22 protein-coding genes and 1 tRNA gene are annotated in these 24,167 nt (G+C 35.6%); 4 read left to right on the plus strand and 19 right to left on the minus strand.

The window, feature by feature from the left end; translation table 11 throughout:
- Nucleotide 1 precedes the first annotated feature (1 nt).
- The 16 genes from NAT50_RS01285 to NAT50_RS01360 all read right to left on the minus strand — a co-directional run bounded on the left by NAT50_RS01285 (nucleotide 2) and on the right by NAT50_RS01360 (nucleotide 17,450).
- A complete protein-coding gene (locus NAT50_RS01285; protein WP_250590698.1) occupies nucleotides 2-859 on the minus strand; it encodes a zinc-dependent peptidase in 858 nt (285 codons plus the stop codon).
- A gap of 161 nt (nucleotides 860-1,020) precedes the next feature.
- Nucleotides 1,021-1,094 (minus strand) — tRNA-Arg (locus tag NAT50_RS01290).
- A gap of 35 nt (nucleotides 1,095-1,129) precedes the next feature.
- Nucleotides 1,130-1,579, minus strand: a complete 450-nt coding sequence (locus tag NAT50_RS01295) for a GatB/YqeY domain-containing protein (protein ID WP_250590700.1) — start codon at nucleotides 1,577-1,579, stop codon at nucleotides 1,130-1,132.
- A gap of 155 nt (nucleotides 1,580-1,734) precedes the next feature.
- Nucleotides 1,735-3,699 (minus strand): cell division protein FtsZ, encoded by a 1,965-nt coding sequence (ftsZ, locus tag NAT50_RS01300; protein ID WP_250590702.1) that lies wholly within the window; start codon nucleotides 3,697-3,699, stop codon nucleotides 1,735-1,737.
- Between the two features lie 83 nt (nucleotides 3,700-3,782).
- Nucleotides 3,783-5,159 (minus strand): cell division protein FtsA, encoded by a 1,377-nt coding sequence (gene ftsA / locus NAT50_RS01305; protein WP_250590704.1) that lies wholly within the window; start codon nucleotides 5,157-5,159, stop codon nucleotides 3,783-3,785.
- Between the two features lie 6 nt (nucleotides 5,160-5,165).
- A complete protein-coding gene (locus NAT50_RS01310; RefSeq protein WP_250590706.1) occupies nucleotides 5,166-5,888 on the minus strand; it encodes a cell division protein FtsQ/DivIB in 723 nt (240 codons plus the stop codon).
- Nucleotides 5,881-7,224, minus strand: coding sequence for a UDP-N-acetylmuramate--L-alanine ligase (gene murC / locus NAT50_RS01315; protein ID WP_250590708.1), 1,344 nt, complete (start codon nucleotides 7,222-7,224; stop codon nucleotides 5,881-5,883). Before murC ends, NAT50_RS01310 begins: the two co-directional genes overlap by 8 nt.
- Before the next feature lie 55 nt (nucleotides 7,225-7,279).
- The gene (murG, locus tag NAT50_RS01320) at nucleotides 7,280-8,377 is read right to left on the minus strand and encodes an undecaprenyldiphospho-muramoylpentapeptide beta-N-acetylglucosaminyltransferase (RefSeq protein ID WP_250590710.1); all 1,098 of its coding nucleotides are present in this window, start codon (nucleotides 8,375-8,377) and stop codon (nucleotides 7,280-7,282) included.
- 26 nt (nucleotides 8,378-8,403) lie between these two features.
- Nucleotides 8,404-9,705: an FtsW/RodA/SpoVE family cell cycle protein gene (locus tag NAT50_RS01325; protein WP_250590712.1), complete on the minus strand. Its 1,302-nt coding sequence runs from the start codon at nucleotides 9,703-9,705 to the stop codon at nucleotides 8,404-8,406.
- Nucleotides 9,706-9,727: 22 nt separating this feature from the next.
- A complete protein-coding gene (gene murD, locus NAT50_RS01330) occupies nucleotides 9,728-11,059 on the minus strand; it encodes a UDP-N-acetylmuramoyl-L-alanine--D-glutamate ligase (RefSeq protein ID WP_250590714.1) in 1,332 nt (443 codons plus the stop codon).
- 3 nt (nucleotides 11,060-11,062) lie between these two features.
- Nucleotides 11,063-12,295, minus strand: coding sequence for a phospho-N-acetylmuramoyl-pentapeptide-transferase (mraY, locus tag NAT50_RS01335; RefSeq protein ID WP_250590716.1), 1,233 nt, complete (start codon nucleotides 12,293-12,295; stop codon nucleotides 11,063-11,065).
- 6 nt (nucleotides 12,296-12,301) lie between these two features.
- Nucleotides 12,302-13,765: a UDP-N-acetylmuramoyl-L-alanyl-D-glutamate--2,6-diaminopimelate ligase gene (locus NAT50_RS01340; RefSeq protein ID WP_250590718.1), complete on the minus strand. Its 1,464-nt coding sequence runs from the start codon at nucleotides 13,763-13,765 to the stop codon at nucleotides 12,302-12,304.
- A complete protein-coding gene (locus NAT50_RS01345; RefSeq protein ID WP_250590720.1) occupies nucleotides 13,765-15,762 on the minus strand; it encodes a penicillin-binding protein in 1,998 nt (665 codons plus the stop codon). Before NAT50_RS01345 ends, NAT50_RS01340 begins: the two co-directional genes overlap by 1 nt.
- The gene (locus NAT50_RS01350; RefSeq protein ID WP_250590722.1) at nucleotides 15,753-16,094 is read right to left on the minus strand and encodes an FtsL-like putative cell division protein; all 342 of its coding nucleotides are present in this window, start codon (nucleotides 16,092-16,094) and stop codon (nucleotides 15,753-15,755) included. Before NAT50_RS01350 ends, NAT50_RS01345 begins: the two co-directional genes overlap by 10 nt.
- Nucleotides 16,094-16,990: a 16S rRNA (cytosine(1402)-N(4))-methyltransferase RsmH gene (gene rsmH, locus NAT50_RS01355; RefSeq protein WP_250590724.1), complete on the minus strand. Its 897-nt coding sequence runs from the start codon at nucleotides 16,988-16,990 to the stop codon at nucleotides 16,094-16,096. The genes NAT50_RS01350 and rsmH overlap by 1 nt, the downstream gene beginning before the upstream one ends.
- A complete protein-coding gene (locus tag NAT50_RS01360) occupies nucleotides 16,977-17,450 on the minus strand; it encodes a division/cell wall cluster transcriptional repressor MraZ (protein WP_250590727.1) in 474 nt (157 codons plus the stop codon). The genes rsmH and NAT50_RS01360 overlap by 14 nt, the downstream gene beginning before the upstream one ends.
- A 339-nt stretch (nucleotides 17,451-17,789) precedes the next feature.
- Here NAT50_RS01360 and NAT50_RS01365 point away from each other — a divergent pair, with 339 nt between their 5' ends.
- Entirely contained in the window at nucleotides 17,790-18,557 is a 768-nt protein-coding gene (locus tag NAT50_RS01365) for an alpha/beta fold hydrolase (RefSeq protein ID WP_250590729.1), read from the plus strand.
- Nucleotides 18,558-18,602: 45 nt separating this feature from the next.
- Nucleotides 18,603-19,226: a ribosome biogenesis GTP-binding protein YihA/YsxC gene (yihA, locus tag NAT50_RS01370; protein WP_250590731.1), complete on the plus strand. Its 624-nt coding sequence runs from the start codon at nucleotides 18,603-18,605 to the stop codon at nucleotides 19,224-19,226.
- A gap of 27 nt (nucleotides 19,227-19,253) precedes the next feature.
- Here the strand turns inward: yihA and gldC are convergent, their stop codons facing one another.
- Both gldC and gldB read right to left on the minus strand, forming a co-directional pair.
- Complete coding sequence (gene gldC, locus NAT50_RS01375; protein WP_250590733.1) at nucleotides 19,254-19,589, minus strand: gliding motility protein GldC; 336 nt, start codon at nucleotides 19,587-19,589, stop codon at nucleotides 19,254-19,256.
- Nucleotides 19,589-20,551 (minus strand): gliding motility lipoprotein GldB, encoded by a 963-nt coding sequence (gldB, locus tag NAT50_RS01380; RefSeq protein WP_250590735.1) that lies wholly within the window; start codon nucleotides 20,549-20,551, stop codon nucleotides 19,589-19,591. The genes gldC and gldB overlap by 1 nt, the downstream gene beginning before the upstream one ends.
- 86 nt (nucleotides 20,552-20,637) lie before the next feature.
- Between gldB and nadE the strand changes: the two genes are divergently transcribed.
- Together nadE and NAT50_RS01390 are read left to right on the plus strand one after the other, a co-directional pair.
- The gene (gene nadE / locus NAT50_RS01385; protein WP_250590737.1) at nucleotides 20,638-21,444 is read left to right on the plus strand and encodes an NAD(+) synthase; all 807 of its coding nucleotides are present in this window, start codon (nucleotides 20,638-20,640) and stop codon (nucleotides 21,442-21,444) included.
- An 81-nt stretch (nucleotides 21,445-21,525) separates the two neighbouring features.
- Nucleotides 21,526-22,155, plus strand: a complete 630-nt coding sequence (locus NAT50_RS01390; protein ID WP_250590739.1) for a response regulator transcription factor — start codon at nucleotides 21,526-21,528, stop codon at nucleotides 22,153-22,155.
- On the opposite strand, the gene dnaG is transcribed toward NAT50_RS01390, so the two are convergent.
- Nucleotides 22,152-24,128, minus strand: coding sequence for a DNA primase (gene dnaG, locus NAT50_RS01395; RefSeq protein WP_250590741.1), 1,977 nt, complete (start codon nucleotides 24,126-24,128; stop codon nucleotides 22,152-22,154). The two genes, NAT50_RS01390 and dnaG, sit on opposite strands and share 4 nt — an antisense overlap.
- Nucleotides 24,129-24,167 lie beyond the last annotated feature (39 nt).

Below are 24,167 nucleotides of genomic sequence, written 5' to 3' on the forward strand. Positions count from 1 at the left end.
CTCATGAGATAAAATGATTTTCATTATAATTAATCATTCTTTTAACTTGTGTGTATATTTCAGGAAATTGTGCTTTCATTGGCTCAGGAGATTCGAAAAAGTGTTCTAAAAGTACCGCTACAAATTCAAATTGGTTTTCGTAAGCATACTCCCTTAACATTCCTGAAGCTATAAGTTTGTGTTTTAAGTCTTCGTTTTGTAAGATTACAAATAAGCTTTGTAAAGATTCTTTAAAAAGAACCGTTTTAAAAGATATTATTTTTTTAGATTCGATATGTAAGGTATGCGTAAATTCATGCAAACCTAAATTCAAATTATCATTGGTAATACTGATGCCTTCATGGAAATGTTTCCAAGAAAAAATAACACATCGTTTCATAGGATTGAACTCTCCTTTATGGTATTGTTCGGATATTTCTGAAAAATATATATCAGGATAGATTACAATTGAATCAAACATCCGATTGAAATAGTGTCTTTGTCCAAAAGTTAGTTTTACATAAACCCCTGCAATCAATATTTTCATCTCGTCTGTAATATCGACTCCTCGACCTTCGAAATGATATTTCTTAACAAATTTCACAACTCTATGTTCGAAATAGTTTTGGTATTTAGGTTTTAATCGATTGTAGAAAGTAAAATTCTGAATTAACAAGTCTCGTTGATACGGTTTTACTTTTCTGGGAAACCAATGGGTATAAACAATGAGTGGTTTTTTGGTGGTTCTGATATACATTACTTCTACAACCTGTAAGAAATAAATAAAGAAAAAAAATCCGAAGACAATTAGTAAAATTGAAGCAACAATAGCGTCATTTTTAAATTGCTCTTCAGTGGAGTAAGCATGTAATGAAAACATTAAAATCAAGTGTTTTATAAATATAATAAAGAACCCTTCACTGGAATTAAACAATTATTGTTTCAGGAAACAAAAAACACCTAACTTTTGAGAAAAAACAAAAAACACTACAAACTTTTCTCAATAGTTTAAAAACAAATTTAATATGTAGTGTTAATTAGTGACCGCGGAGGGATTCGAACCCCCAACCCTCAGAGCCGAAATCTGATATTCTATCCAGTTGAACTACGCAGCCTTGTAGAGAAAATATCTTTCTCTATCTATATTGTATTATGACAATAATTTTTTAACGATGTTAGATATCGTTTTTCCATCGGCTTGTCCTGCCAAAACTTTAGAAGCAGCACCCATTACCTGTCCCATGGCTGCCATTCCTGAAAAACCACCTTCTGCAATAATTTTTGCTACAGCCGCTTCAACTTCGGCTTCCGATAATTGAGCAGGTAAGAATTTTTCAATTACCGCAACTTGTGCCAACTCTGGTTCTGCCAAATCCGGACGATTTTGCTCTGTGTAAATATTAGCACTGTCTTTACGTTGTTTTACCAAACGCTGTAACAATTTAATTTCTTCATCAGCAGAAAGTTCTTCTTTGGCTCCGCTTTCGGTTTGTGCTAACAAAATAGCCGATTTGATAGCTCTTAATGCCTCTAATGCAACAGTATCTTTTGCTTTCATGGCGTTTTTCATTTCATCCATGATTTGTGCTGATAAGCTCATATCTTTAAAATTTTAGGCGTAGATCGTGTAATTATCAAGACCTACGAAACAATTATTAATTCAAACTTCTGATTGAAAAATCAGAATGCAAAGTTAAAAAATAACCCGAAAAATCGAGAGAAATTTCGGGTTGTTTATATATTATTCTAATTTTATTAATCTACGTTGTCGTGCAAGAAAGAATTATTAGAGCGTAATTGTACTTCGTCATTTCCATCTAATCCTAAAGACATTCTTGATTGGTTATTTTGAATAGGATTTTGCGTTACATCGATTCCCATTCGTTTATAAGCCGGTACTTTCTCGTACTCATCGACACGAGCGGCGTTGTTATGAAATTTATAATTAAATTCTTTCATCTTACGGCGACGCTCCTCTGCTCTTAATTTCAACGATTCTTCAATAGACATTTCTGTTGGAGAAATCATTTCGTTAGCAATTGGCTGCGAGATAGGCTGTGTAAACGCTGGAGTTTCAACATGCTTTATCGTGATGTTTAATTCTTCCGGTGTTTTTTCTACCACTGACTCTACCTTCTTCGCCTGAACAAATTGATCTTCTTTTTGCATGTATTCCTCCAAAGAATGACGGATTACACCATTTTGAGCTACTTCAGTTACTGGAACAAAATGCACCGCTTCGTTCACTTTAATATCTCTGATTTCATTAGTCAAATCGAAAACCAAACGTTCCGTATTGATTTTTGGCTCTTCTGTTTTTGCAATCGGCAAATCAAATGTAAATGAAATCTGCTCTTGTTCTGCCTTTACAAATTGAGGTTCTACCACGACCATTTCTCTTACTTGAGGAGGTGTAAAATAAAACTCGTTTTCTTTTACTTGGTTGGCAGAAACGATTTCGAAAGTTACATCCAAATCCTTGATAAACTCAGTTGTTGGAACTAAATCCATAGAAAAAGAAGGCGCTGTTACATTTGGGGTCGCGTTTTCTTCCTCTAAAGAAAAGATTATTTTATCTTCAACTACCGGTGCAGCAGGAGCAGCTGGTGTTACTGGCGTTGAAAAATCGAAGCCTTTTGCTTCAAAACTTTGCGTCAGGTTTTGCACCAATTTTTGCTCATCTTCTAGTGAGTGAATGATTTTTTTAGGTTCCGTATTCACAATTTCTGCTTGTTGTTCAACACAGAAACCTGTAGCAATAATAGTAACAGCAACTTTATCTCCAAGACTTTCATCTTCACCAACTCCCATGATAATATTGGCGTTGAATCCGGCTTCGGCCTGAATATGATCATTAATTTCGCCGATTTCGTCGATAGTAATTTCATTGGTACCGGAAACGATAAGCAACAATACGTTTTTAGCACCAGTAATTTTATTATCATTTAACAATGGAGAATCTAGAGCAGAAACAATAGCTTCTTTGGCTCTGTTTTCTCCTTCTGCCATAGCGGAACCCATAATAGCCGTACCTGAATCTGCTAAAACTGTTTTAGCATCTTTCAAGTCGATATTTTGAGTGTAATGATGAGTTATCACTTCTGCTATTCCACGAGAGGCAGTAGCTAACACTTCATCCGCTTTAGAAAAGCCAGCTTTGAAACCAAGATTTCCGTAAACCTCTCTTAATTTATTATTGTTGATTACGATTAACGAATCTACTTGTCTTCTTAATTTTTCAATTCCAAGCAATGCTTGCTCAGAACGTATTTTCCCTTCAAACTGGAATGGCATAGTTACTATACCTACAGTAAGAATTTCTTTTTCTTTAGCTAATTGTGCAATTACCGGAGCAGCACCTGTACCGGTACCCCCACCCATACCTGCAGTGATAAAAACCATTTTAGTATTGCTGTCTAGCATCTTTTCAATGTCTTCAATGCTTTCCAGCGCAGCTTGTTGTCCTACATCAGGATTAGCACCAGCCCCTAAGCCTTCCGTTAAATTAGCTCCTAACTGAATCTTATTAGGTACGGCACTATTTTGTAATGCTTGAGAATCGGTATTACAAACAATAAAATCTACCCCTTTGATTCCTTGTTTAAACATGTGGTTGATCGCGTTGCTTCCGCCGCCACCAACGCCAATAACTTTAATCACATTCGATTGGCTTTTAGGCAAGTCGAATGCTATGTTTCCAAATTCTGAGTTGCTTTCCATACTATTTGGTTTTTTAGTTTTTTTTCAAATCTTAAAAGACGTGAATATTATCTTATTATTGTGTTACTATCGACAATTTAGATTTACTCTGCATTGTCTAAAAAATCTTTAATTTTATCTATATACTTATCAAAAAACGATTTTCGAATGGTCTTTTCAGTCGATTTCGATTCTTCATTTTTGGCTTCTTCAATAGCCTTTTGTGCTTCTTGATCTATTAATTCTTGCTCTTCTACAGATGGCTTTTGAACTAAAACCGGTTCCGGAATGTAATCTTCTTTAGGAATAGCACTAACAGTATTATTTCGAACACTATTCATTACTAATCCAACTGCGGTAGCATATAGCGGACTTGAAATTTCTTCGTTAGAATTTCCTGCCAAATGCTCATTCGGATAACCAATACGAGTATCCATACCCGTAATATATTCTACCAATTGCTTGATATGTTTTAGTTGCGCACCTCCACCTGTCAGCACAATTCCGGCTATGAGTTTCTTACGAGGATCCTCATGTCCGTAAGCTTTAATTTCGGTATAAACTTGTTCGATAATTTCGACCACACGAGCATGAATAATTTTAGATAAATTTTTCAGTGAAATCTCTTTAGGATCTCTACCTCGTAAACCAGGAATAGAAACAATTTCATTGTCTTTATTCTCCCCTGGCCAAGCAGAACCAAACTTAGTTTTAAGTAATTCTGCCTGTTTCTCTATAATAGAACAACCTTCCTTAATATCTTCTGTAATTACATTTCCACCAAAAGGTACTACCGCCGTGTGACGAATAATTCCGTCTTTGAAAATTGCCAAATCTGTTGTACCTCCACCTATATCAATCAAGGCAACCCCAGCTTCTTTTTCTTCTTGACTCAACACGGCATCTGCAGAAGCTAATGGCTCTAAAGTCAATCCTGACAAATCTAAGCCTGCACTTTTTATACATCTTCCTACATTTCGGATGGAAGAAGCTTGTCCCACTACAACATGAAAACTCGCTTCTAATCTAGCACCATACATCCCAATTGGTTCTTTAATTTCGGATTGCCCATCGATTTTGAATTCTTGTGGCAATACGTGAATAATTTCTTCGCCGGGTAACATGGCTAATTTTTGAACCTGATTGATCAGTATATCGATATCTTTTTCGCTAATCACCTCTTCGGGATTAGGTCTTGAAATATAATCGCTATGTTGAATGCTACGGATATGCTGTCCTGCAATTCCCACTACAACATCTTTGATTTTAAAACCAGAATCTTCTTCTGCTAAATTAATTGCTTCCTGAATGGACTGAATAGTTTGTGTGATATTGTTTACCACACCTCGAGCCACGCCAAGACTTTTAGACTTACCCATGCCTAAAATCTCCAGCTTTCCATACTCATTTTTCTTACCGATCATTGCTACGATTTTTGTCGTACCTAGATCAAGCCCCACTGCTATTCTTTCTCTTTCCATACCGTATTATTTTGTACAAATTACTTGTGTCGTAAATTTCAAATTAATGGCTTTATACGAGTTGATTAAAGTATCTTGTACTGCTTTTTGAAAAAACGCCTTATAGTTATTAAACTTTCTTTCCATATGGATTGTTCGTCCAAAAACTATATCATAGCTATAATTTCTATTTTTCATAACAACACTACCATCCTCCAAAAGCTTCATTCCGATGATATTTTTTCTCAAAAAATCATCAGAATAAATCATTTTTAACAGAGCTACAAATTGTTTGTCTTTGACAGTTTCCACTTTACCATAAACTAGCGGTACTCTGGCACTAAAATTATTTGAAAGCGGCATAGCATCTCCTTTATAATCAATATAAAAGGATGTGTTGTTATTGAAAACTCTTGCGATTGGGGTCTTCTGCGTAACTAATGTTTTCAATCTACCATCAATACCCACATATACCTCAGATTTTTCGATGAGGCTATGCTGATTGAGAGTTTGCTCCAATTTCTTCAAATCTAAATTTTCTTTTTTAATGCTCGTAGCTCCCCCTAAATTTTCTATCAACAAGTTATTAACCATCTCATGGGTTACAAAAGGACTTTCAGCATTTACAAATTCGATCTCCGGTTTAGAAATTTTTCTTAGTTCGTTTTTCTTTGCTGTAAACGAATACAAGAAAATCACCAATCCGAAAATGACAAGTAACTGAATATTTTGCAACCAATTTTTACGCATCTAACGCATTTTTAATTTCCGGCACCATTTCCCCTACATCTCCTGCCCCAATGGTTACAATAACCGGAGCATCGGAGGCTGTTAAACAATCTATTAATTCTGCTTTTTGCACTAATTTTTTATTTGGATTCTCTATTTTATCCAACAGCCATTGAGAAGTAACTCCTTCAATAGGCAATTCACGTGCTGGATAAATCTCCATTAACAAAACTTCATCAAATTGCGATAAGCTTTTAGCAAAATCATCTGCAAAATCACGAGTTCTGCTGAACAAGTGCGGTTGAAAAACAGCCAACACTTTTTTTCCGGGATACAACTCACGAACTGCTTGATGTACCGCATTTATTTCTGTTGGATGATGTGCATAATCATCGATATACACAAAATCCGGCTTTCTGATTTGGAATGAAAAACGACGTTTTACTCCTTTAAAAGTTACTAGTGCTTTAGCAATAGCCTCTATGGGAGTCCCGTAAGTTGAGGCCATAGCCAAGGCCAATAACGCATTGGTTAAATTGTGTTTTCCTGGCAATCCAAATTTTAAATCTTTTATTTCTTCGGTTGGCGTCTTCACATCAAACACATACCAACCGTCTATAATTCTTATGTTATGAGCTACAAATTTTGAATCATCATTTACCCCTACCGTAACACCTTCGAGCGGTAAACCATTGATTACAAAAAGGTTGCTTTTATCTTCGACTTTATTAGCAAATTCCTGAAATGAAGCTTTTATTGAAGCATCATCACCGTAAATATCTAAATGATCCGCATCCATTGACGTGATGCAGGCTAAATCGGGGTGCAAATGTAAAAAAGATCTATCAAATTCATCGGCTTCTACGACAGTAATTGTTTTACCATTACCAATTAAATTTGAATTGTAGTTTTCTACAATACCACCTAAAAAGGCTGTTACATCGGCACCACTTTCGTACAAAATATGACCTAAAATACTGGAAGTCGTTGTTTTACCATGAGTCCCTGCTACCGCAAAACAGAATGTATCTTTAGTAATTATCCCTAAAACTTCTGCTCGTTTTTTAACAACAAAATTATTCTCTAAAAAATAATTCCATTCCGAGTGAGACTTAGGAACTGCTGGAGTAACTATTACCAAAGTATTTTCCGTGTTGAAATCGGCTGGAATCTGACGAACATCGTCTTCAAAATGAATTGCAATTCCACTGGCTATTAACTCGGAAGTCAACATAGTTGGTGTTTTGTCGTAACCAATTACATTCTTTCCGATAAATTTAAAATAACGAGCCAAGGCACTCATTCCGATGCCGCCAATTCCTATGAAATAGACATTATGTATTTGGTTTAGATTCATTTTCTTTAATTTCAACGTTTCCAATTTTCAAAAGCCATTTTTAATGGATGACTTTTTAACTTTTGACTAATTTTATTATTTCGTCTACAATTTGTTTCGTGGCATTAGGCAAGGCTAAAGCTTTTATATTTTCGCTTAAACTTTGCTGCTGTTGCTTGTCATTCAATAAATTTTGAAATACCCCTTCAAATTGTTCGTCTAATTCTTTCTCTTTCAAAAGAACAGCTCCTTGTTTATTTACAATAGCTTGCGCATTTTTCGTCTGATGATCTTCTGCCACATTAGGCGAAGGAATAAAAATAACGGGTTTCCCTACAATAGCCAATTCTGACACTGAAGAAGCTCCAGATCTAGATATCACAATATCTGCTGCTGCATAAGCAAAATCCATTCTTTCTACAAAATCCAACACCTGCACTCCCTCTTTGTTGTTGAAATGTTTATATTCCTCAAAATATAATTTCCCACACTGCCAGAGAATTTGGATGTTCTGACCCAGCAACCAGTCAATTTCTTTAGCAATTAACTGATTGATTCGTTTGGCTCCAAGACTCCCTCCTAAAACCAACAAGGTTTGTTTGGAAGTATCCAATTTAAAATAATCTAATGCTTCAGATCTTTTATCATTTACTGAAAGTAAATCCTGACGCACCGGATTTCCGGTTATTATCATATTTTCCTTTGGAAAAAATCGTTCCAAATTTTCGTAAGCCACACAAATTTTATTCGCTTTTTTAGCCAACAACTTATTTGTGATTCCCGGAAATGAATTTTGTTCTTGAATCACTGTCGGAATCCCAAGCATAGAAGCGACTTTTAAAACCGCACCACTAGCAAAACCTCCTGTTCCAATTACCACATCGGGTTTAAAACTTTTAAGAATCCCAAAAGAGGTAAGCAAACTAGAGGCCAACTTTAATGGGAACAATGCATTTTGCAAAGTCAATTTGCGCTGGATTCCTGCAATCCACAAACCCTTAATAGGATAGCCTGCTTGAGGCACTTTTTGCATTTCCATTTTATCACTGGCTCCCACAAAAAGTATCTCCGCTTTAGGAAAACGTGATTTTAGTTCGTTTGCAATAGCAATGGCAGGATAAATATGTCCTCCTGTACCACCACCACTGATTATAAATTTTGGATTCTCTTTCATTTTTACTTCGTTAACTACAAATACTGTTACTTATCCATAACAGCAGTCATCGGATTTACTTTTTCTTCTATCGAATAATCACTATCAATCTCCTCTTCTATTCGATTTTGTTCCTCTAGCTCTCTATCAATAAGACGTTGCAAGGCTTCTTCCCTCTGTTGCTTTTCTATATTCTCCTGAGCAATTTCCTCTTCTTTTTTGGTCACATTTAAAATAATTCCCAAAGCCGCACAAGTCATCCAAATTGAAGTACCTCCACTACTAATTAAAGGTAAGGTTTGCCCTGTAGTGGGTAATAATTCCACAGCAACTCCCATATTAATAAACGCTTGAAATATGATTGGAAAACCGAGTCCGACGACGACTAACTTTCCAAAAATAGTTGGTGCTTTATACGAAGCGATTACAAATCGAATAAACAAAATCAAGTAAATTATCATGATGAAAAATGCTCCTGCAAGCCCTAACTCTTCCACAATAATGGCAAAAATGAAATCGGAAGAGGATTGCGGTAAGAAATTTTTCTGCACACTTTTACCTGGTCCCAGACCATACACGCCTCCTGAGGCAATAGCTGTTTTTGCTTTTTCGATTTGGTAATCATCATCGTCCATTTCTTCCTTATCAGAAGTAAAATTTTCTATACGACTAATCCAAGTATCTACACGATTGGGGAAAGCATCCGGAAAAGCTTTGGCTAACAATACAAAAAATGCGAAAGCAAGCACTCCCATCGCTACAATAACAGCACTGTTTCTAATAGGGTAATTCCCCACAAAAGTGAGCATTAACACCATACTAAAAATTAGTGCGGTAGTTGAAAAGTTTGCAGGTAAAATTAAAGCCAGAGTGATGAACACTGGTATCCAAAGTTCTATGAATGACTTTTGAAACGTCATGTCTTCCACCTCTGTTTTAGATAAATACCGTCCTACAAACAAATACAAAATAATAGCAGCAAAAGCTGATGGCTGAAAAGTAATCCCTACAAAGGGTACTGATATCCATCTGCTAGCATTGGCGCCATCAATTACTGTTCCTTTAAACATGGTATAAGCCAACAATACCCATGCAATAGGCAACATTACTCTTGAAATACTCCTAAAATAATGATAGGGTATTCTTTGCACTTGAAACATAATCCAAATACCAGCCGAAATATGAATCAAATGCTTAATTAAGTACACCAATGTATTTCCCGTTCCGTGTTTCTGGTACGCCAAATTACTGCTTGCACTATACACTGGTATAAAAGAGATTAAGGCCAATAGTGCTACCATTGCCCAGATTACTTTATCTCCTTTTAAATTTTGAACCAGCGATTTCATTTAATCTAAAAAATTAAGCTAATTATAAATTTTGCACCGCTTGCTTAAACTGACGACCTCTGTCTTCGTAACTTTCAAACAAATCGAAACTAGCACAAGCTGGCGATAATAATACTGTATCCCCTTTTTCAGCAATTTTATTCGCTTGTTTTACAGCTTCGGTCATGGAAGACGCTTCAACAAGAAGATCTACTACACCACCAAAAGCATCAATAATTTTTTTATTGTCGACACCCAAACAAATAATTGCTTTTACTTTTTCATTCACTAGAGGCATTAACTCTGCATAATCATTCCCTTTGTCAACCCCACCAACAATCCAAACCGTTGGAGTTGTCATACTATCTAAGGCAAAGAATGTAGCGTTAACATTAGTAGCTTTAGAATCATTGATGTATTGTACATTTTGAATTTTAAGCACTTTTTCTAAGCGATGTTCTACTCCCTGAAAATCGGATAAACTTTCGCGAATAGTATCTTTTCTTATTTTTAATAATTGAGCTACTGTTGCTGCAGCCATGGCGTTTTTAACATTGTGTTTTCCTTCTAATGATAATTGATTTGTTGGCATAACAAAATTTTCGTTTGTGGTATTGATATTAATATTGTTTTCTTCTAAAAAAGCTCCAAAATCTAATGGTTGCGTTATCGAAAACGGAACTAACTTAGCTCTCGTTTGATGGTTTTCTAACCAATTTTTAATGGCTTCATCATCGGCATCATAAATCAAGAAATCTTCTTCTGTTTGATTCATGGTAATTCTAAATTTCGAAGCGATATAATTTTCATATTTATAGTCGTATCGGTCTAAATGATCCGGACTGATGTTCGTAATAATGGCAATGTGTGGTTTGTACGTTTCAATTCCATCCAACTGAAAACTACTCAGTTCCAACACATAAGTATCATATTTTCCTTCAGCTACTTGCCAAGCGTAACTCTTACCGATATTCCCCGCCAAACCCACATTCAACCCACCTTGTTTCAAAAGATGATATGTTAACATCGTAGTCGTGGTTTTACCATTACTACCTGTTATTCCTATGGTAACCGCATCTGTAAATTGATTGGTAAACTCAATCTCAGAAAGTATAGGAATATTTTTCTCTTTTAATTTTTTTACAATCGGAGCCTTATCCGGAATACCGGGACTTTTCATGACTACGTCAGTATTGAGAATCAATTCTTCAGTATGTTTCTCATCTTCAAATTTTATTTTATGAAGCGATAAGACCTCCTTGTAATTGTCTTTGATTTTTCCAAAATCAGAAACAAAAACCTCATATCCTTTTTTCTTTCCAAGAATAGCAGTACCTACACCGCTTTCTCCACCGCCTAAAACTACTAATCGCATATATTATCTTAATTTTAGGGTTACAATTGAAACAATAGCTAAGAGAATACCCACAATCCAGAATCGAGTTACGATTTTACTTTCATGGTATCCTTTTTTCTGATAATGATGATGAAGTGGAGACATTAGGAAAATGCGTCGTCCTTCTCCATATTTTTTCTTTGTATATTTAAAATAGGCTACTTGCAAAACCACCGATAGATTTTCAGCTAGGAAAATTCCACAGATTACTGGAATTAACATCTCCTTACGAACAGCAATAGCCAAAACCGCAATTACTCCTCCGATAGTTAAACTTCCTGTATCACCCATAAAAACTGCTGCTGGATAACTATTGTACCATAAAAATCCGACCAAAGCTCCTACGAAAGCTGCAATAAAGACAGTCATTTCTCCCGAGTTAGGAATAAACATGATGTTCAGATAATTTGAAAATATAATATTCCCCGAAACGAAAGTGAACACTCCCAGAGCAACAACCGAAATAGCGGAAGTCCCAGCGGCCAAGCCATCGATACCATCTGTAAGATTTGCTCCGTTAGAAACGGCTGTGATAATGAAAATGACAATTGGAATAAATACCAACCATGCCCAATTTTCATATCCTTGACCTGTCCAAGCTAGCAGTTCAGCATAATCGAATTCATTGTTCTTAAAAAACGGAATGGTTGTAGCTGTCGATTTTTCTTCTAGAGAAATCGGATTGATCGTGTTCTGAGTAACTCCAACTTCTATTTTAGTAGGTATTTTAGTTTCTTTACGAACAGTTACGTCTGGGTGGAAATACAAAGTAACTCCCACGATTACACCTAAACCTACTTGACCAATAACTTTAAAAATCCCTTTTAAACCTTCTTTGTCTTTTTTGAATACTTTGATATAATCATCTAAAAAACCAATAAGTCCCATCCATAACATGGATACAATTAGGAGTATAATATAAATGTTATTCAATTTTGCCAACAAAAAAACTGGAATCAGCGTAGAAAAAATAATAATGATTCCTCCCATAGTTGGGGTTCCCGCTTTTTGAGTCTGACCTTCTAAACCAAGTTCACGAACCGTTTCTCCAATTTGCTGACGGCGCAAAAAACCAATTACCCTTTTACCATAAATAGTCGACAACAACAAAGACATAATAATAGCCAATGCAGATCGGAACGTAATATATTGGAAAACACCAGTTCCAGGGACATCCAGTGCTTTGTCTAAGTATTCGAAGAAGTAATACAACATAGTTTTTTATTTATTTAGTTGGTCTAAGATTTCTTTTACAATTTTCATATCATCAAAATCATGGCGTACTCCATTGATTTCTTGATACGTCTCATGTCCTTTTCCAGCAATGACAATAATATCATTAGGTTCTGCTAATTGGCAAGCCGTTTTGATTGCTTGTTTTCTGTCCAGAATAGACACGTATTTTTTAAAATTTTCAGGAGAAATTCCCGCTTCCATTTCATTAATAATCACTTGAGGATCTTCTGTTCGTGGATTATCGGAAGTTAAGATAACGTGATCGCTGTTCTCTGTTGCGATTTTAGCCATTATAGGTCTTTTCGTTTTATCGCGGTCACCACCACAGCCTACCACGGTTATGAGTTTTTCGTTTTTGGTTCGAATATCATTAATGGTGTTTAACACGTTTTCCAAAGCATCCGGCGTATGAGCGTAATCTACGACCGCCGTAATTTTATGATTGGAAACAATATATTGAAACCTTCCTGATACACTTTCTAATTCAGATAGTAAGCGAAGTGCTTCTAATTTTTCGATTCCCAACTCTACGGCAACCGCATAAATGGCTAATAAATTATAGGCATTAAAATTACCGATTAAGCGAGTCCAAACCTCTTGTTCGTTTATTTTCAACTGAAGACCAGACAATTGATTTTCGAGAATAATTGCTTTATAATCCGCATAAGATTTTAGGGCATAGGTCAATTTTTTAGCCTGTGTATTTTGAAGCATAACAGTGCCATTCTTATCATCGATGTTCGTGATGGCAAAAGCCGTTTTGGGCAAATGATCAAAAAAAGCTTTCTTAACATCGCGGTATTCTGCGAATGAAGCATGGTAATCCAAGTGATCGTGCGACAAATTCGTGAATACACCTCCTGCAAAATACAAACCTTCAGTTCGTTTTTGATGGATACCGTGTGAACTCACTTCCATAAAACAATACTTGCAGCCTGCTTCGATCATTTGATTCAAGTAATAATTGATGGTCAATGAATCTGGAGTAGTATGAGTGGCTTTGTATTCTGTTTCGTCTACCATGATTTTCACAGTAGAAAGCAATCCTACTTTATGGCCCGCTTTCTTAAACATCTGGTACAACAAAGAAGCAATAGTCGTTTTACCATTCGTTCCGGTAACTCCAACCAATTGTAATTTTTGTGAAGGATTATCATAATAGTTTGCCGCCATGAAAGCCAAAGCTTCGCTAGTATTCTTCACTTTTATATAGGTGATTTGCGATAAAATAGAAGTCGGCAATTCCTCGCACACAATTATGCTTGCTCCCAAAGAAATGGCTTTATCTATGAAGGCATGCCCGTCTGACACGGTACCTTTAATAGCTACAAAGACATCGTTTTCAGCAATTTTACGAGAATCGAAATGAATCGCATTCACAGGTACATCTGTAGATCCGTGAACGGCCTCAATACTAACTTTGTATAATATATCTTTTAACTTTTGCATTATGATAATTCCAATATTATAGTGTTGTTTTTCAGAATTGGTTGTCCTGGTAAAATCGATTGTTTTTTTACTTTACCAATTCCGATTGCTTTTACTTTCATTCCTAAATTTTCCAACAAAGCTACTGCGTCCATACCCGGCATTCCTTTCAGATTCGGTATCACTGCTGGTTTTTTATTCAGTTTTTCATTGTACGTCAAGTAATTACTCTCTTGGTTTTTAAATTTTCTTTTAAGGTCTTTTACCTCATTTGTTGAAGGCACATCAGTAAACACCTTTTGTGCAATACGTTTAAAAACCGGACCTGCTACATCTGCTCCGTAATATCCTGCAGAGGCATTAGGCCTGTGCACCACAACAATGCAAGAATATTTTGGCTTATCCGCAGGAAAATAACCTACGAAAGAAGACGCGTAATACATATTACTATCTCCTTTATGATAATCTACCTGCACAGTTCCTGTTTTTCCTGCCATTGAAAAATCTTTAGAATACAATTTATTTCCTGTACCTCTTTTCACCACATTTTCCAGTACTGCTTTTACCTTTTTGATGGTAGCATCTGAACAAATCTTAGGATTGATGACTTCTTTATCAAACTTTTTAATGGTTTTGTTCCACTCTTTGACTTCCTGAACGAAAACTGGTTTTACCATTTCCCCGTTATTGGCCACCGCATTATATAATGTCAATGTTTGCAATGGTGTCATCGATACTCCATACCCAAACGCCATCCAAGGAAGAGAGATCCCACTCCAGCCATTCTGACCAGGTTGTGGTATTCTGGGAATACCCTCTCCTTTAAATGGTAAACCAAGCGGCTTATTGAGCCCCATATTATTAATACGGTCTACAAACTGCTTTGGGTTGGTTTTATAATGATCGTATACCGCTTGTACTAAAACGGTATTTGAAGACAATTCGAAACCACGGGCAAGTGAAATTTTACCATATCCACCTTTTTTTGAATCACGTACATGTCGGCCACGATAAACAATATCTCCACCTTTGGAATCAAAAACTTCGCTAGTATCAATTTTTTTATCATCTAACAAAGCAATCAGATCTACTAGTTTAAAGGTAGAACCCGGTTCATGCGATTCACCAACAGCGTAATTTACCGTTTCATAATAAGAGCCATCATCATCTCTTCCTAAATTAGAAATTGCTCTTACCGCACCGGTTTTCGTTTCCATAACCACAACACATCCATGATCTGCTTCATAATATTCTAATTGTTTTAACAAAGCATGATGAGCAATATCCTGAACATAAACATCGATGGTAGAAACAATATCATAACCATCTCTAGGTTCTATTTCATTATTGTCATGTATAGGCTTCCATTGTCCTTTGGCTATCTTTTGTTTCAATATTCTTCCGTCAGTTCCGTTCAAATAACGACTAAAAGCGCCTTCAATACCTACTGGCAACAATCTTCCTTTTTCATCAAAACGCTCGTAACCAATAGTTCTCTTAGCGATTTTACCAATTGGATGTTCACGGACTGTTTTTTGTTCTACAATGATTCCCCCTTTATATCCTCCTAGATTGAATAAAGGAAAACCTTTGATAGTCATATACTGTGTGTAGCTTAATTTTTTAGCTACTAAAAAATATCTGTTTTTGTTGGCACGAGCTTTTCGAAAATCATTCAGAATAGCAGAAGAAGATCTTCCTAAAAACTCACCAAGAGAATCCGACAAGGACTTAACATGTTTGTCGAAATTTTCTTTAGAAGGTGCCAGCGCATCGAAACGAATGGTATATTCTGGAATAGATGTCGCTAACAAACTACCATCGGAAGAATATACATTACCTCTGTTGGCGGGAATAACAAAATTTTTTACAGTACGTTCCTTAGCCAATTTGCGATAATACTCCCCTTCGACCCATTGAATATTTGTAAGCTTGATACCAATAGCCAAAACCATCATTAAAATAATGAAGGCCACAATATAAACACGATTCAATATGTTTCTAGTTTCTACTGCCATAGCTTTTCCCAAGCTGTTTTTTCTTTTGCTACTTTTATTTTTTTAGGTGGAACCGAAGAAGGAAAAATTTGTTTTTCTTCCATTTTTTGAGCCACCGTCGATTCCATTTTTATTTTCATGAGCTCCGAACGTCTATCCACAAATTCGGAACGCAACTCTTTCACTTCATTATTCAATTCGGCTATTTGAAATACTTTTTTTTCATAACTATGCGTATTCGCAATCATAACAATAGCTAAGAAGATCAAGAAAATAATAAACCTCCAGTTTTTTACTGCATCTTCGTTAACTAGAAATCTTGCTTTTAATAAATTGAATAACTTCCCTTTCATTACAATTTTTCCGCAATTCTTAATTTAGCACTTCTCGCTCTGTTGTTAATCGCAATTTCCTCATCCGAAGGAACAATTAACTTTCCGATTGACTTAAAAGGCACTTCAAATCGACCAAACATATCGCGTTCCGGCTCTCCTTCAAACATTCCATTTTTAATGAAACGTTTTACCAATCGATCTTCCAACGAATGATACGATATAACACTTAATCTCCCTCCTTTGTCTAAAACTTCTAGTGTTTGTTCCAGAAATTCCTTAAGCACTTCCATCTCCTGATTCACCTCTATACGAATAGCTTGATAAATCTGAGCTAGAATTTTATTTGCTTTATGACCCGGCAAAAAACGACTCAGAACTTGTTTTAAATCTTCTGTGTTAACTATATTCTCTTTTTCGCGAGCTTCAATAATAGTTCTAGCCAAAGCCGCCGCATTCTTTAGTTCACCATATTCTAAAAAAATACGACGTAAATTTTTTTCGTCGTATTCGTTTACCACTTGATAGGCGCTTAGTTCATTTTTTTTACTCATGCGCATATCCAGTCCGGCATCGAATCGCGTTGAAAATCCTCGTTCAGGAACATCGAACTGGTGGGACGAAACTCCGAGATCTCCTAAAATCCCATCCACTTTTTTAATCCCATGAAATCGAAGAAATCTTTTGATATATCTGAAATTTTCTTTTATCAAAGTAAATCGATCGTCAGGAATCTCATTAGCCCAAGCATCTTCATCCTGATCGAAAGCAAACAATTTTCCATTAGGACCCAAACGAGACAAAATTTCTCTCGAGTGTCCACCTCCACCAAAGGTCACATCAACATAAACCCCATCAGGCTTAATATTTAAACCATCAACCGTTTCCTTCAACAATACTGGATTATGATATTCCATTTAAATCATTATTTATATTCCCCATTACCTCTTGTGCCAACTCTGCAAAATCAAATTCAGAATCATCAATTGCTTTTTCATACAATTCTTTATCCCAGATTTCAATTATATTTCCTGCGGATGACAATACTACATTGCCTGTTATAGCAGCAAAAACAGCTAAATCTTTCGGTACTAGTAAACGCCCAGTCGAATCAATTTCAACCCTCCGAACTCCCACCGTAAATCGACGAATAAAATCATTATGTTTTTTATTGAAACGATTCAATCCATTGATTTTTTGCATCATTAAATCCCACTCAGCCATAGTATACAACTCCAAACATTGCTGAAAAACCGATCGTTTTAAAACGAAGCCTTCCTGCAATGATGAAGCCAACTGATTCTTTAAAGCTACAGGTAGCATTAACCTGCCTTTCGAATCCGCCTTACATTCGTATGTTCCTATTATGGCATTCAATGAGTTACACTTTTTGTATGATACTGTACAAATGTAGAAAATTATTTACCACATTTTACCACAAATTACCACTTTGTTGATAAGTTTTAACATTTTAGAGCCAAAAAAAATCGAAACAATTTGATTTTATTAGGCTTCTGAAAGTTCAAGGAAAAAGACTCCACATTACGTTTATCAACATTTAATCGTTAAATATTTAAAAAAAACACTAGTACAAAGCAGTAATTTTTTAATTATCAACACTTTAAAACATCTAAAACCATATAATCCCTTTAGCGCCTACAATTTGTGTCAAAAAATTATATATTTGTGAATTCATAATAAACACTCAAGAAAGTTGTGAAGAACTTGATAAAAGACGGTAAATACGAATATTTTGAAGCAGGAGAAGGTACTCCGATTATTATATTGCATGGATTAATGGGAGGATTGAGCAACTTTGATGGAGTAGCCAATTATTTCCCACAAAAAGGATATAAAGTTGTTATCCCTCAAATGCCCCTTTACACCCAAAACATTTTAAAAACCAACGTGAAATCTTTTGCTGTTTATGTGAAAAATTTCATGAATCATAAAGGTTTTGAAAGGGCTATTTTACTAGGAAATTCTTTAGGAGGACACGTTGCTCTATATTTTACCAAAATGTATCCGGAAAGAGTACGCGGTTTAGTAATAACAGGAAGTTCAGGGCTTTATGAAAGCGCTATGGGAGACAGTTATCCTAAGCGTGGTGATTACGAATACATCAAGAAAAAAGCAGAAGATGTTTTTTATGATCCTGCGATAGCTACTAAAGAAATTATAGACGATGTTTTTGCTACTGTAAACGACAGAATCAAATTAATTAAAACTTTAACCATTGCTAAAAGCGCCATTCGTCATAATATGGCCAAGGATCTTCCGAAAATGCATGTTCCTACAGCCATTATTTGGGGAAAACAAGACAAGGTTACTCCTCCGGATGTTGCAGAAGAATTTCACAAATTATTACCCAATTCAACCTTATATTGGATTGACAAATGTGGTCATGCAGCTATGATGGAGCATCCTGATGAATTCAATAGAATTTTAGAAGAATGGTTAAATACCAAAGCAGAACACAAATAAAAACTTTCACCCCTCTTCGTGAGGGGAATTTATTTTTTAAAAACAATGAAAATTAATACCGCCGAGTTTATTATAAGTAATTCGATTGTTAGCAAGTGCCCTACCGATCGAATCCCTGAATATGCCTTCATTGGTCGATCGAACGTGGGAAAATCTTCCCTGATTAACATGCTGACCAATCATAAGAATTTAGCAAAGACTTCCGGCAAACCAGGGAAAACACAATTAATCAACCATTTTAAAATTAACAATAATTGGTTTTTAGTTGACTTACCCGGTTACGGATATGCTAGGGTTTCCAAAAAAACCAAAGAAACCTTCCAGAAATTTATAACTGATTATTTCGAAAAGCGAGAACAGTTGGTTTGCGCCTTTGTACTGATTGACATTCGCCACGAGGCTCAAAAAATAGATTTAGAATTTATTACCTATTTAGGGGAAACCGATGTTCCTTTCTGTCTTATTTTTACGAAAGCTGATAAAATAAGCAAAGGCAAAGCAGAACAACATGTGGCAGCGTACCGTAAAGCACTATTAGCGAATAACTGGGAAGAAATGCCACAATATTTTATCACATCTTCCTTAGATTCAACCGGTAGAGATGCTGTCTTAGAATATATAGACAGTGTTAATCAGGAAATTTTTAAAAACAGTGAAAACTTCATATAAAAAATGTTCGCCAAGGCGAACATTTTTTTATTTCTTCAATTCTAACTTTTCTGCAAAATACTCACAAAAATCGCGCATGGTAGCACTCATTTTTTCATCAGCGGTGGCACGCTGAAAAGTATCGGCCATTGCTACCAATGTTTGATGAAAAAAAATCTTCATTTCATCAACCGGCATATCTTTTGTCCACAAATCGATACGCATGGTTTCTTTCGCATTGCTATCCCAAATGTTCAACATGAATGCTTTTGCCTCTTCATTTTCTATGCCACCGTCAGCTGCCGTCCATTGTAATTTTTCTGGAACATTATTTTCATCTAAGGCGATTTTAAATTCTATGTTGGATGTTTTAACTATTGCCATTATTTAGTAGGTTTAAATTTAGATTTTTGAAATATTTCTTTAGCGTCCATCAGCATTAATTTCTGAACCGGAACATTATTATTTTCCATAAAAGAACGTACGATTTGCCAACCAAACCACACACCTATTCTAGCCGGAGTATCTTTATCATTATCCATCCCAAACTTAGAGAAAGGTCCTGGTGCAATGAAATTTTGAGTCAATTTTGAACTTGTACTATACAACATATTCTCTTCTACAAAATACTTCCACACTTCTACATCATTGTCATCACACCATTTCAGTTCCTCAGTTGTGTAACAGATTTTATCTTCCTCTGAAGTTTCAGGCAACAACACGTCTTTTAAATACATTTGCTTGCCCGCATACACCATTTGCGACAAAAAATCACGCTCTGAAGGCGGTTTCACAATGTAATGTGAAAAACTTTCTACGATATCCGGTAGCATTTGAGTAGGCTCGAAAGTTTTTTTCTGGTAGTTTGGATATTCATAAAATTTATGGTCTTTACCCAAATAAAGCTCCAAAGAAATAATTAGTACATTCTTATCTCGGGAGTAAATCACTTTATAATCCGGATCCATATCCTGTATCACAGTAATCACTTTAGGTGTTTTAGTTTCAGGATAGTAATACTTAATGTACTTAAATAATTTTTCTATGTCAGTTTTTTGAGCATCGAAATTACTGTATCGCTTTTCAACCTCTTGGTACAATTGACGCCACATCGGATGCACCATCTTTTCGGCCAAATATTTTTCATCTATTCCCGACGGAAAAAAATCAGGATATTTCGCTTTTAGCTTGGGTAAATCCTGAGGTTTCGATTCGAAGAAGGCTTTGTCGTATCGGTCTACTTCTATGGTTAAAGGAATTTCTTCGGCATCCTTCACTATTTTATCATTTTTTTTACATGAAACCACCAACATGGAAACACATAAAAAACACAAGAATTTCTTCATTAAATTACTATTTAACATCTCAAACGAAATGAACTTAAAATTATTATTTTTGCAAATATACATTCGTTTTTAATACTATCCTCGTTATGCAACAAAATAGCACTATCAATACTGAAAAAGTAAATGAACACATCGTTAATTGGTTAAAAACTTATGCCGAAAAAGCACGAGTGAATGGTTTTATTATTGGTATCTCAGGCGGTATTGATTCGGCGCTGACTTCTACTTTGTGTGCACAAACAGGATTACATACTTTATGTGTGGAAATGCCCATTCATCAAGCTGAAAGTCATGTAAGCAGAGCACAAGAACACATTGCGCAATTAAAAAAACGTTTCCCTAATGTTTTTGAAACTCGAGTAGACTTGACTCCCGTTTTTGAAAGTTTAAAAAACGAAATTCCAAGCACTGACGATCAAAAAAAACTAGAACTTTCGCTGGCTAATACTCGTTCACGCTTACGAATGACTACTTTATACTATTTGGCAGGGATTAACGGTTTATTGGTGGCTGGCACCGGAAATAAAGTGGAAGATTTCGGTGTTGGTTTTTTTACTAAATATGGAGATGGTGGTGTGGACGTAAGTCCGATTGCGGATTTACTAAAAACGGATGTCAAAGCCTTAGCTGCTTATTTGAACGTACCGCAATCTATTTTGAATGCGAAACCCACCGATGGTTTATTTGGAGATGACAGAAGCGATGAAGACCAATTAGGCGCTAGTTATCCAGAATTAGAGTGGGCTATGGAACAATTGAACTCGGGTAAAAAGGCCGAAGATTTTGAAGGTCGTCAAAGAGAGGTCTTCGAAATTTACAAACGTTTGAATACTGTTAACCAACACAAAATGAATCCAATACCCGTTTGCTTAATTCCTGAAAATTACAAATAAAAAAAGTAGATTCAACAAATTTCATAAAAATTTTCCGTAACTTTATCGTCCCCAATTTGTTCAATTAAAAATGTTAAAGTTATGGTTAAGATAGGACTTGCCGACAACCACCCCGTTGTTCATTATGGCATAAAATCGTATTTTAAAGAGCATTCAGACATTTCCTTAGTAGGAATTGTTGACAATTTCGAAATGGTCGAAGAGATGCTCAAACGAAAAGAAGTTGATGTCCTAGTAATGGACCTAGAATTAGAAGGACTTTCAAGCATTAATTTAATTAAAGCACTACTAAAAACCCACCCTAAATTAAAGATTGTATTATTTTCTAATTTAAACGAGCAAGTGTATGCTCCAAATGCGATAAAAGCAGGAGTTTCATCGTTTGTTCAAAAATCGGAAAAGCTTGATGTGCTAGCTTCTACGATCATTAAAGTAAATCGTGGTGCTATTATTTTTAGCGAAGCTGTGAAACGCAACATGGCATTGATTTCTAAACAAGCTAAATCCGAGCGTTTGTATAGAAAATTATCGTCTAGAGAAGTTGAAGTTTTACGCTACTTGTCTAAAGGAAAGAAAAACAAAGAAGTCGCTGAAGCTTTGAATTTAAACGAAAAAACCATCAGTACTTATAAATTAAGATTGTTGGCAAAGCTAAATGTTACGAATCTAGTTGATTTGGTTAACAAGGCCAAAACACTTGAAATTGTTTAATACCTAGACATTACCCTACCTAATTTGCTAGAAAAATTACTTATCAATTTAGAATAATCCATCACTAAGGAAAGATTCTCAGAATTATCAGCATCCATTTCTCTTGAAATGGATGTTTTTATTTCTTCGATAATACGATTGACCAAATACCAACGCAATGTCAAAATGGTTTCCGTTACATACTGGCTAATTGTTTGCTCTTTTTGCTTAACAAAAATTTGTTGAGCTTCCCAGTTATGCAACGTTGCTTTTTCGTCGTTCATTAAAATCGTAGTTACTTCCTGCGCTAATTCCGGCGAAAGCATCATAAGGTAATGTTCGACCTCAAATTTCTCTGCCGTATTAAAATGATTGATTATTGTGTTATAAATCTCTCTAAAGACAGGATTAGCTAATTCTACCTCATCTTCTTGTAAGCTTAGATAAATACGCTGATAAACTTTATATCGATTAATCTCTTTTTCTTCTTTTAGCTCACCTTCAGGAGTAGCTTTGAACACATAATCTTCAAAATCTTCTTCTACGTTTCCATACAATAGTAAAATTTCGATGATTTTTCGTTCTAACTCATAGAGTACATCAACCTTGGTTTTTACACCAATCTCTTCTGTTTTGTGTACCTCAAAAGCTTTCTGCTCTTGTTTATTTTTTTTAAGCGCTTCTGAAATATCTTTCTGTAATAGCTGCGCCAAAGTGTTAAAAAGAACCTCTTCAGAAATATCCATAATTCTGGAACATTCCTGAATGTATATCTCACGCTTGATTCGATCTGGAATTTTAGAAATACTCGAAACCATATCTCGAATCAAATCGGCCTTTTTTATAGGATCGTTTTTAGCTTCTTTCATCAATAAAGAAGCTTTAAACTGAATGAAATCCATTGCATTTTCATTCAAGTAACGCAACAATTCGTCATAAGGTGTTTTTCTGGCAAAACTATCGGGATCTTCACCGTCAGGGAAAGTACAAACTTTTACATTCATTCCTTCCTCCAGAATCAAATCTATTCCTCGTATTGAGGCGCGCAATCCGGCAGCATCACCATCAAAAAGAACCGTTATATTTTTGGTTAATCGATTAATTAAACGAATTTGGTCTGTAGTTAAAGCCGTTCCAGAAGAAGAAACTACGCTTTCAATACCGGCCTGATGCATTTGAATCACATCTGTGTAACCTTCACACAAATAACAATTATCTTGCTTGGCAATGGCTTGTTTGGCATGATAAATACCATACAACACTTTACTCTTATGATAAATATCGCTTTCTGGGGAATTAAGATATTTTGCGGCCTTTTTTTCATTAGTTAAAATACGTCCCCCAAAACCTAAAACACGTCCGGACATACTCTGAATGGGAAACATAACACGTCCTTTAAAACGATCTAAATGCCCTCCATCTTCTCGAACAATAGTGAGTCCGACTTTTTCGAGATATTCTAATTTATACCCTTGATCTAGCGCTTCTTTAGTTAAAGCATCCCAAGTTTCCGGAGAGTAGCCTAACCCAAATTTTTTGATGGTTTCTTGGCTAAAACCTCTTTCTTTGAAATAGGACAATCCAATAGCTTTACCTTCGTCAGTGTTAAGTAAAGTGGACTGGAAAAATTTTTGAGCAAACTCAGAAACCAGATACATACTTTCCTTTTCATTGGCTTGTGCGATATCTTCGTTTGTCTGTACGGTTTCTTCAATTTCTATATTGTATTTTTTTGCCAAATAACGAATCGCCTCTGGAAACGAAAAATGTTCGTGTTCCATAACGAAAGTTACTGCGTTCCCTCCTTTTCCAGAACTAAAATCCTTCCAGATTTGTTTCACCGGCGAGACCATAAATGAGGGTGATTTTTCATCAGAGAAAGGACTTAATCCTTTCAAATTACTCCCTGCTCTTTTAAGTTGCACGAAATCACCAATTACCTCCTCAACACGGGCGGTTTCAAAAACAGTATCTATAGTATTCTGGGAAATCATTTGAAAAAACTAAAATAGGATTCAAATATACGACTTAAA

This window comes from Flavobacterium luminosum (assembly GCF_023635005.1).
GTDB lineage: Bacteria > Bacteroidota > Bacteroidia > Flavobacteriales > Flavobacteriaceae > Flavobacterium > Flavobacterium luminosum.

Bases quoted from the DNA above. Each gene is read 5' to 3' on its own strand.
- NAT50_RS01285 (WP_250590698.1), bottom strand. From the start codon at position 859: ATGTTTTCATTACATGCTTACTCCACTGAAGAGCAATTTAAAAATGAC.
- NAT50_RS01295 (WP_250590700.1), bottom strand. From the start codon at position 1,579: ATGAGCTTATCAGCACAAATCATGGATGAAATGAAAAACGCCATGAAA.
- ftsZ (WP_250590702.1), bottom strand. From the start codon at position 3,699: ATGGAAAGCAACTCAGAATTTGGAAACATAGCATTCGACTTGCCTAAA.
- ftsA (WP_250590704.1), bottom strand. From the start codon at position 5,159: ATGGAAAGAGAAAGAATAGCAGTGGGGCTTGATCTAGGTACGACAAAA.
- NAT50_RS01310 (WP_250590706.1), bottom strand. From the start codon at position 5,888: ATGCGTAAAAATTGGTTGCAAAATATTCAGTTACTTGTCATTTTCGGA.
- murC (WP_250590708.1), bottom strand. From the start codon at position 7,224: ATGAATCTAAACCAAATACATAATGTCTATTTCATAGGAATTGGCGGC.
- murG (WP_250590710.1), bottom strand. From the start codon at position 8,377: ATGAAAGAGAATCCAAAATTTATAATCAGTGGTGGTGGTACAGGAGGA.
- NAT50_RS01325 (WP_250590712.1), bottom strand. From the start codon at position 9,705: ATGAAATCGCTGGTTCAAAATTTAAAAGGAGATAAAGTAATCTGGGCA.
- murD (WP_250590714.1), bottom strand. From the start codon at position 11,059: ATGCGATTAGTAGTTTTAGGCGGTGGAGAAAGCGGTGTAGGTACTGCT.
- mraY (WP_250590716.1), bottom strand. From the start codon at position 12,295: ATGTTGTATTACTTCTTCGAATACTTAGACAAAGCACTGGATGTCCCT.
- NAT50_RS01340 (WP_250590718.1), bottom strand. From the start codon at position 13,765: ATGCAAAAGTTAAAAGATATATTATACAAAGTTAGTATTGAGGCCGTT.
- NAT50_RS01345 (WP_250590720.1), bottom strand. From the start codon at position 15,762: ATGGCAGTAGAAACTAGAAACATATTGAATCGTGTTTATATTGTGGCC.
- NAT50_RS01350 (WP_250590722.1), bottom strand. From the start codon at position 16,094: ATGAAAGGGAAGTTATTCAATTTATTAAAAGCAAGATTTCTAGTTAAC.
- rsmH (WP_250590724.1), bottom strand. From the start codon at position 16,990: ATGGAATATCATAATCCAGTATTGTTGAAGGAAACGGTTGATGGTTTA.
- yihA (WP_250590731.1), top strand. From the start codon at position 18,603: ATGAAAATTAATACCGCCGAGTTTATTATAAGTAATTCGATTGTTAGC.
- gldC (WP_250590733.1), bottom strand. From the start codon at position 19,589: ATGGCAATAGTTAAAACATCCAACATAGAATTTAAAATCGCCTTAGAT.
- gldB (WP_250590735.1), bottom strand. From the start codon at position 20,551: ATGAAGAAATTCTTGTGTTTTTTATGTGTTTCCATGTTGGTGGTTTCA.
- nadE (WP_250590737.1), top strand. From the start codon at position 20,638: ATGCAACAAAATAGCACTATCAATACTGAAAAAGTAAATGAACACATC.
- NAT50_RS01390 (WP_250590739.1), top strand. From the start codon at position 21,526: ATGGTTAAGATAGGACTTGCCGACAACCACCCCGTTGTTCATTATGGC.
- dnaG (WP_250590741.1), bottom strand. From the start codon at position 24,128: ATGATTTCCCAGAATACTATAGATACTGTTTTTGAAACCGCCCGTGTT.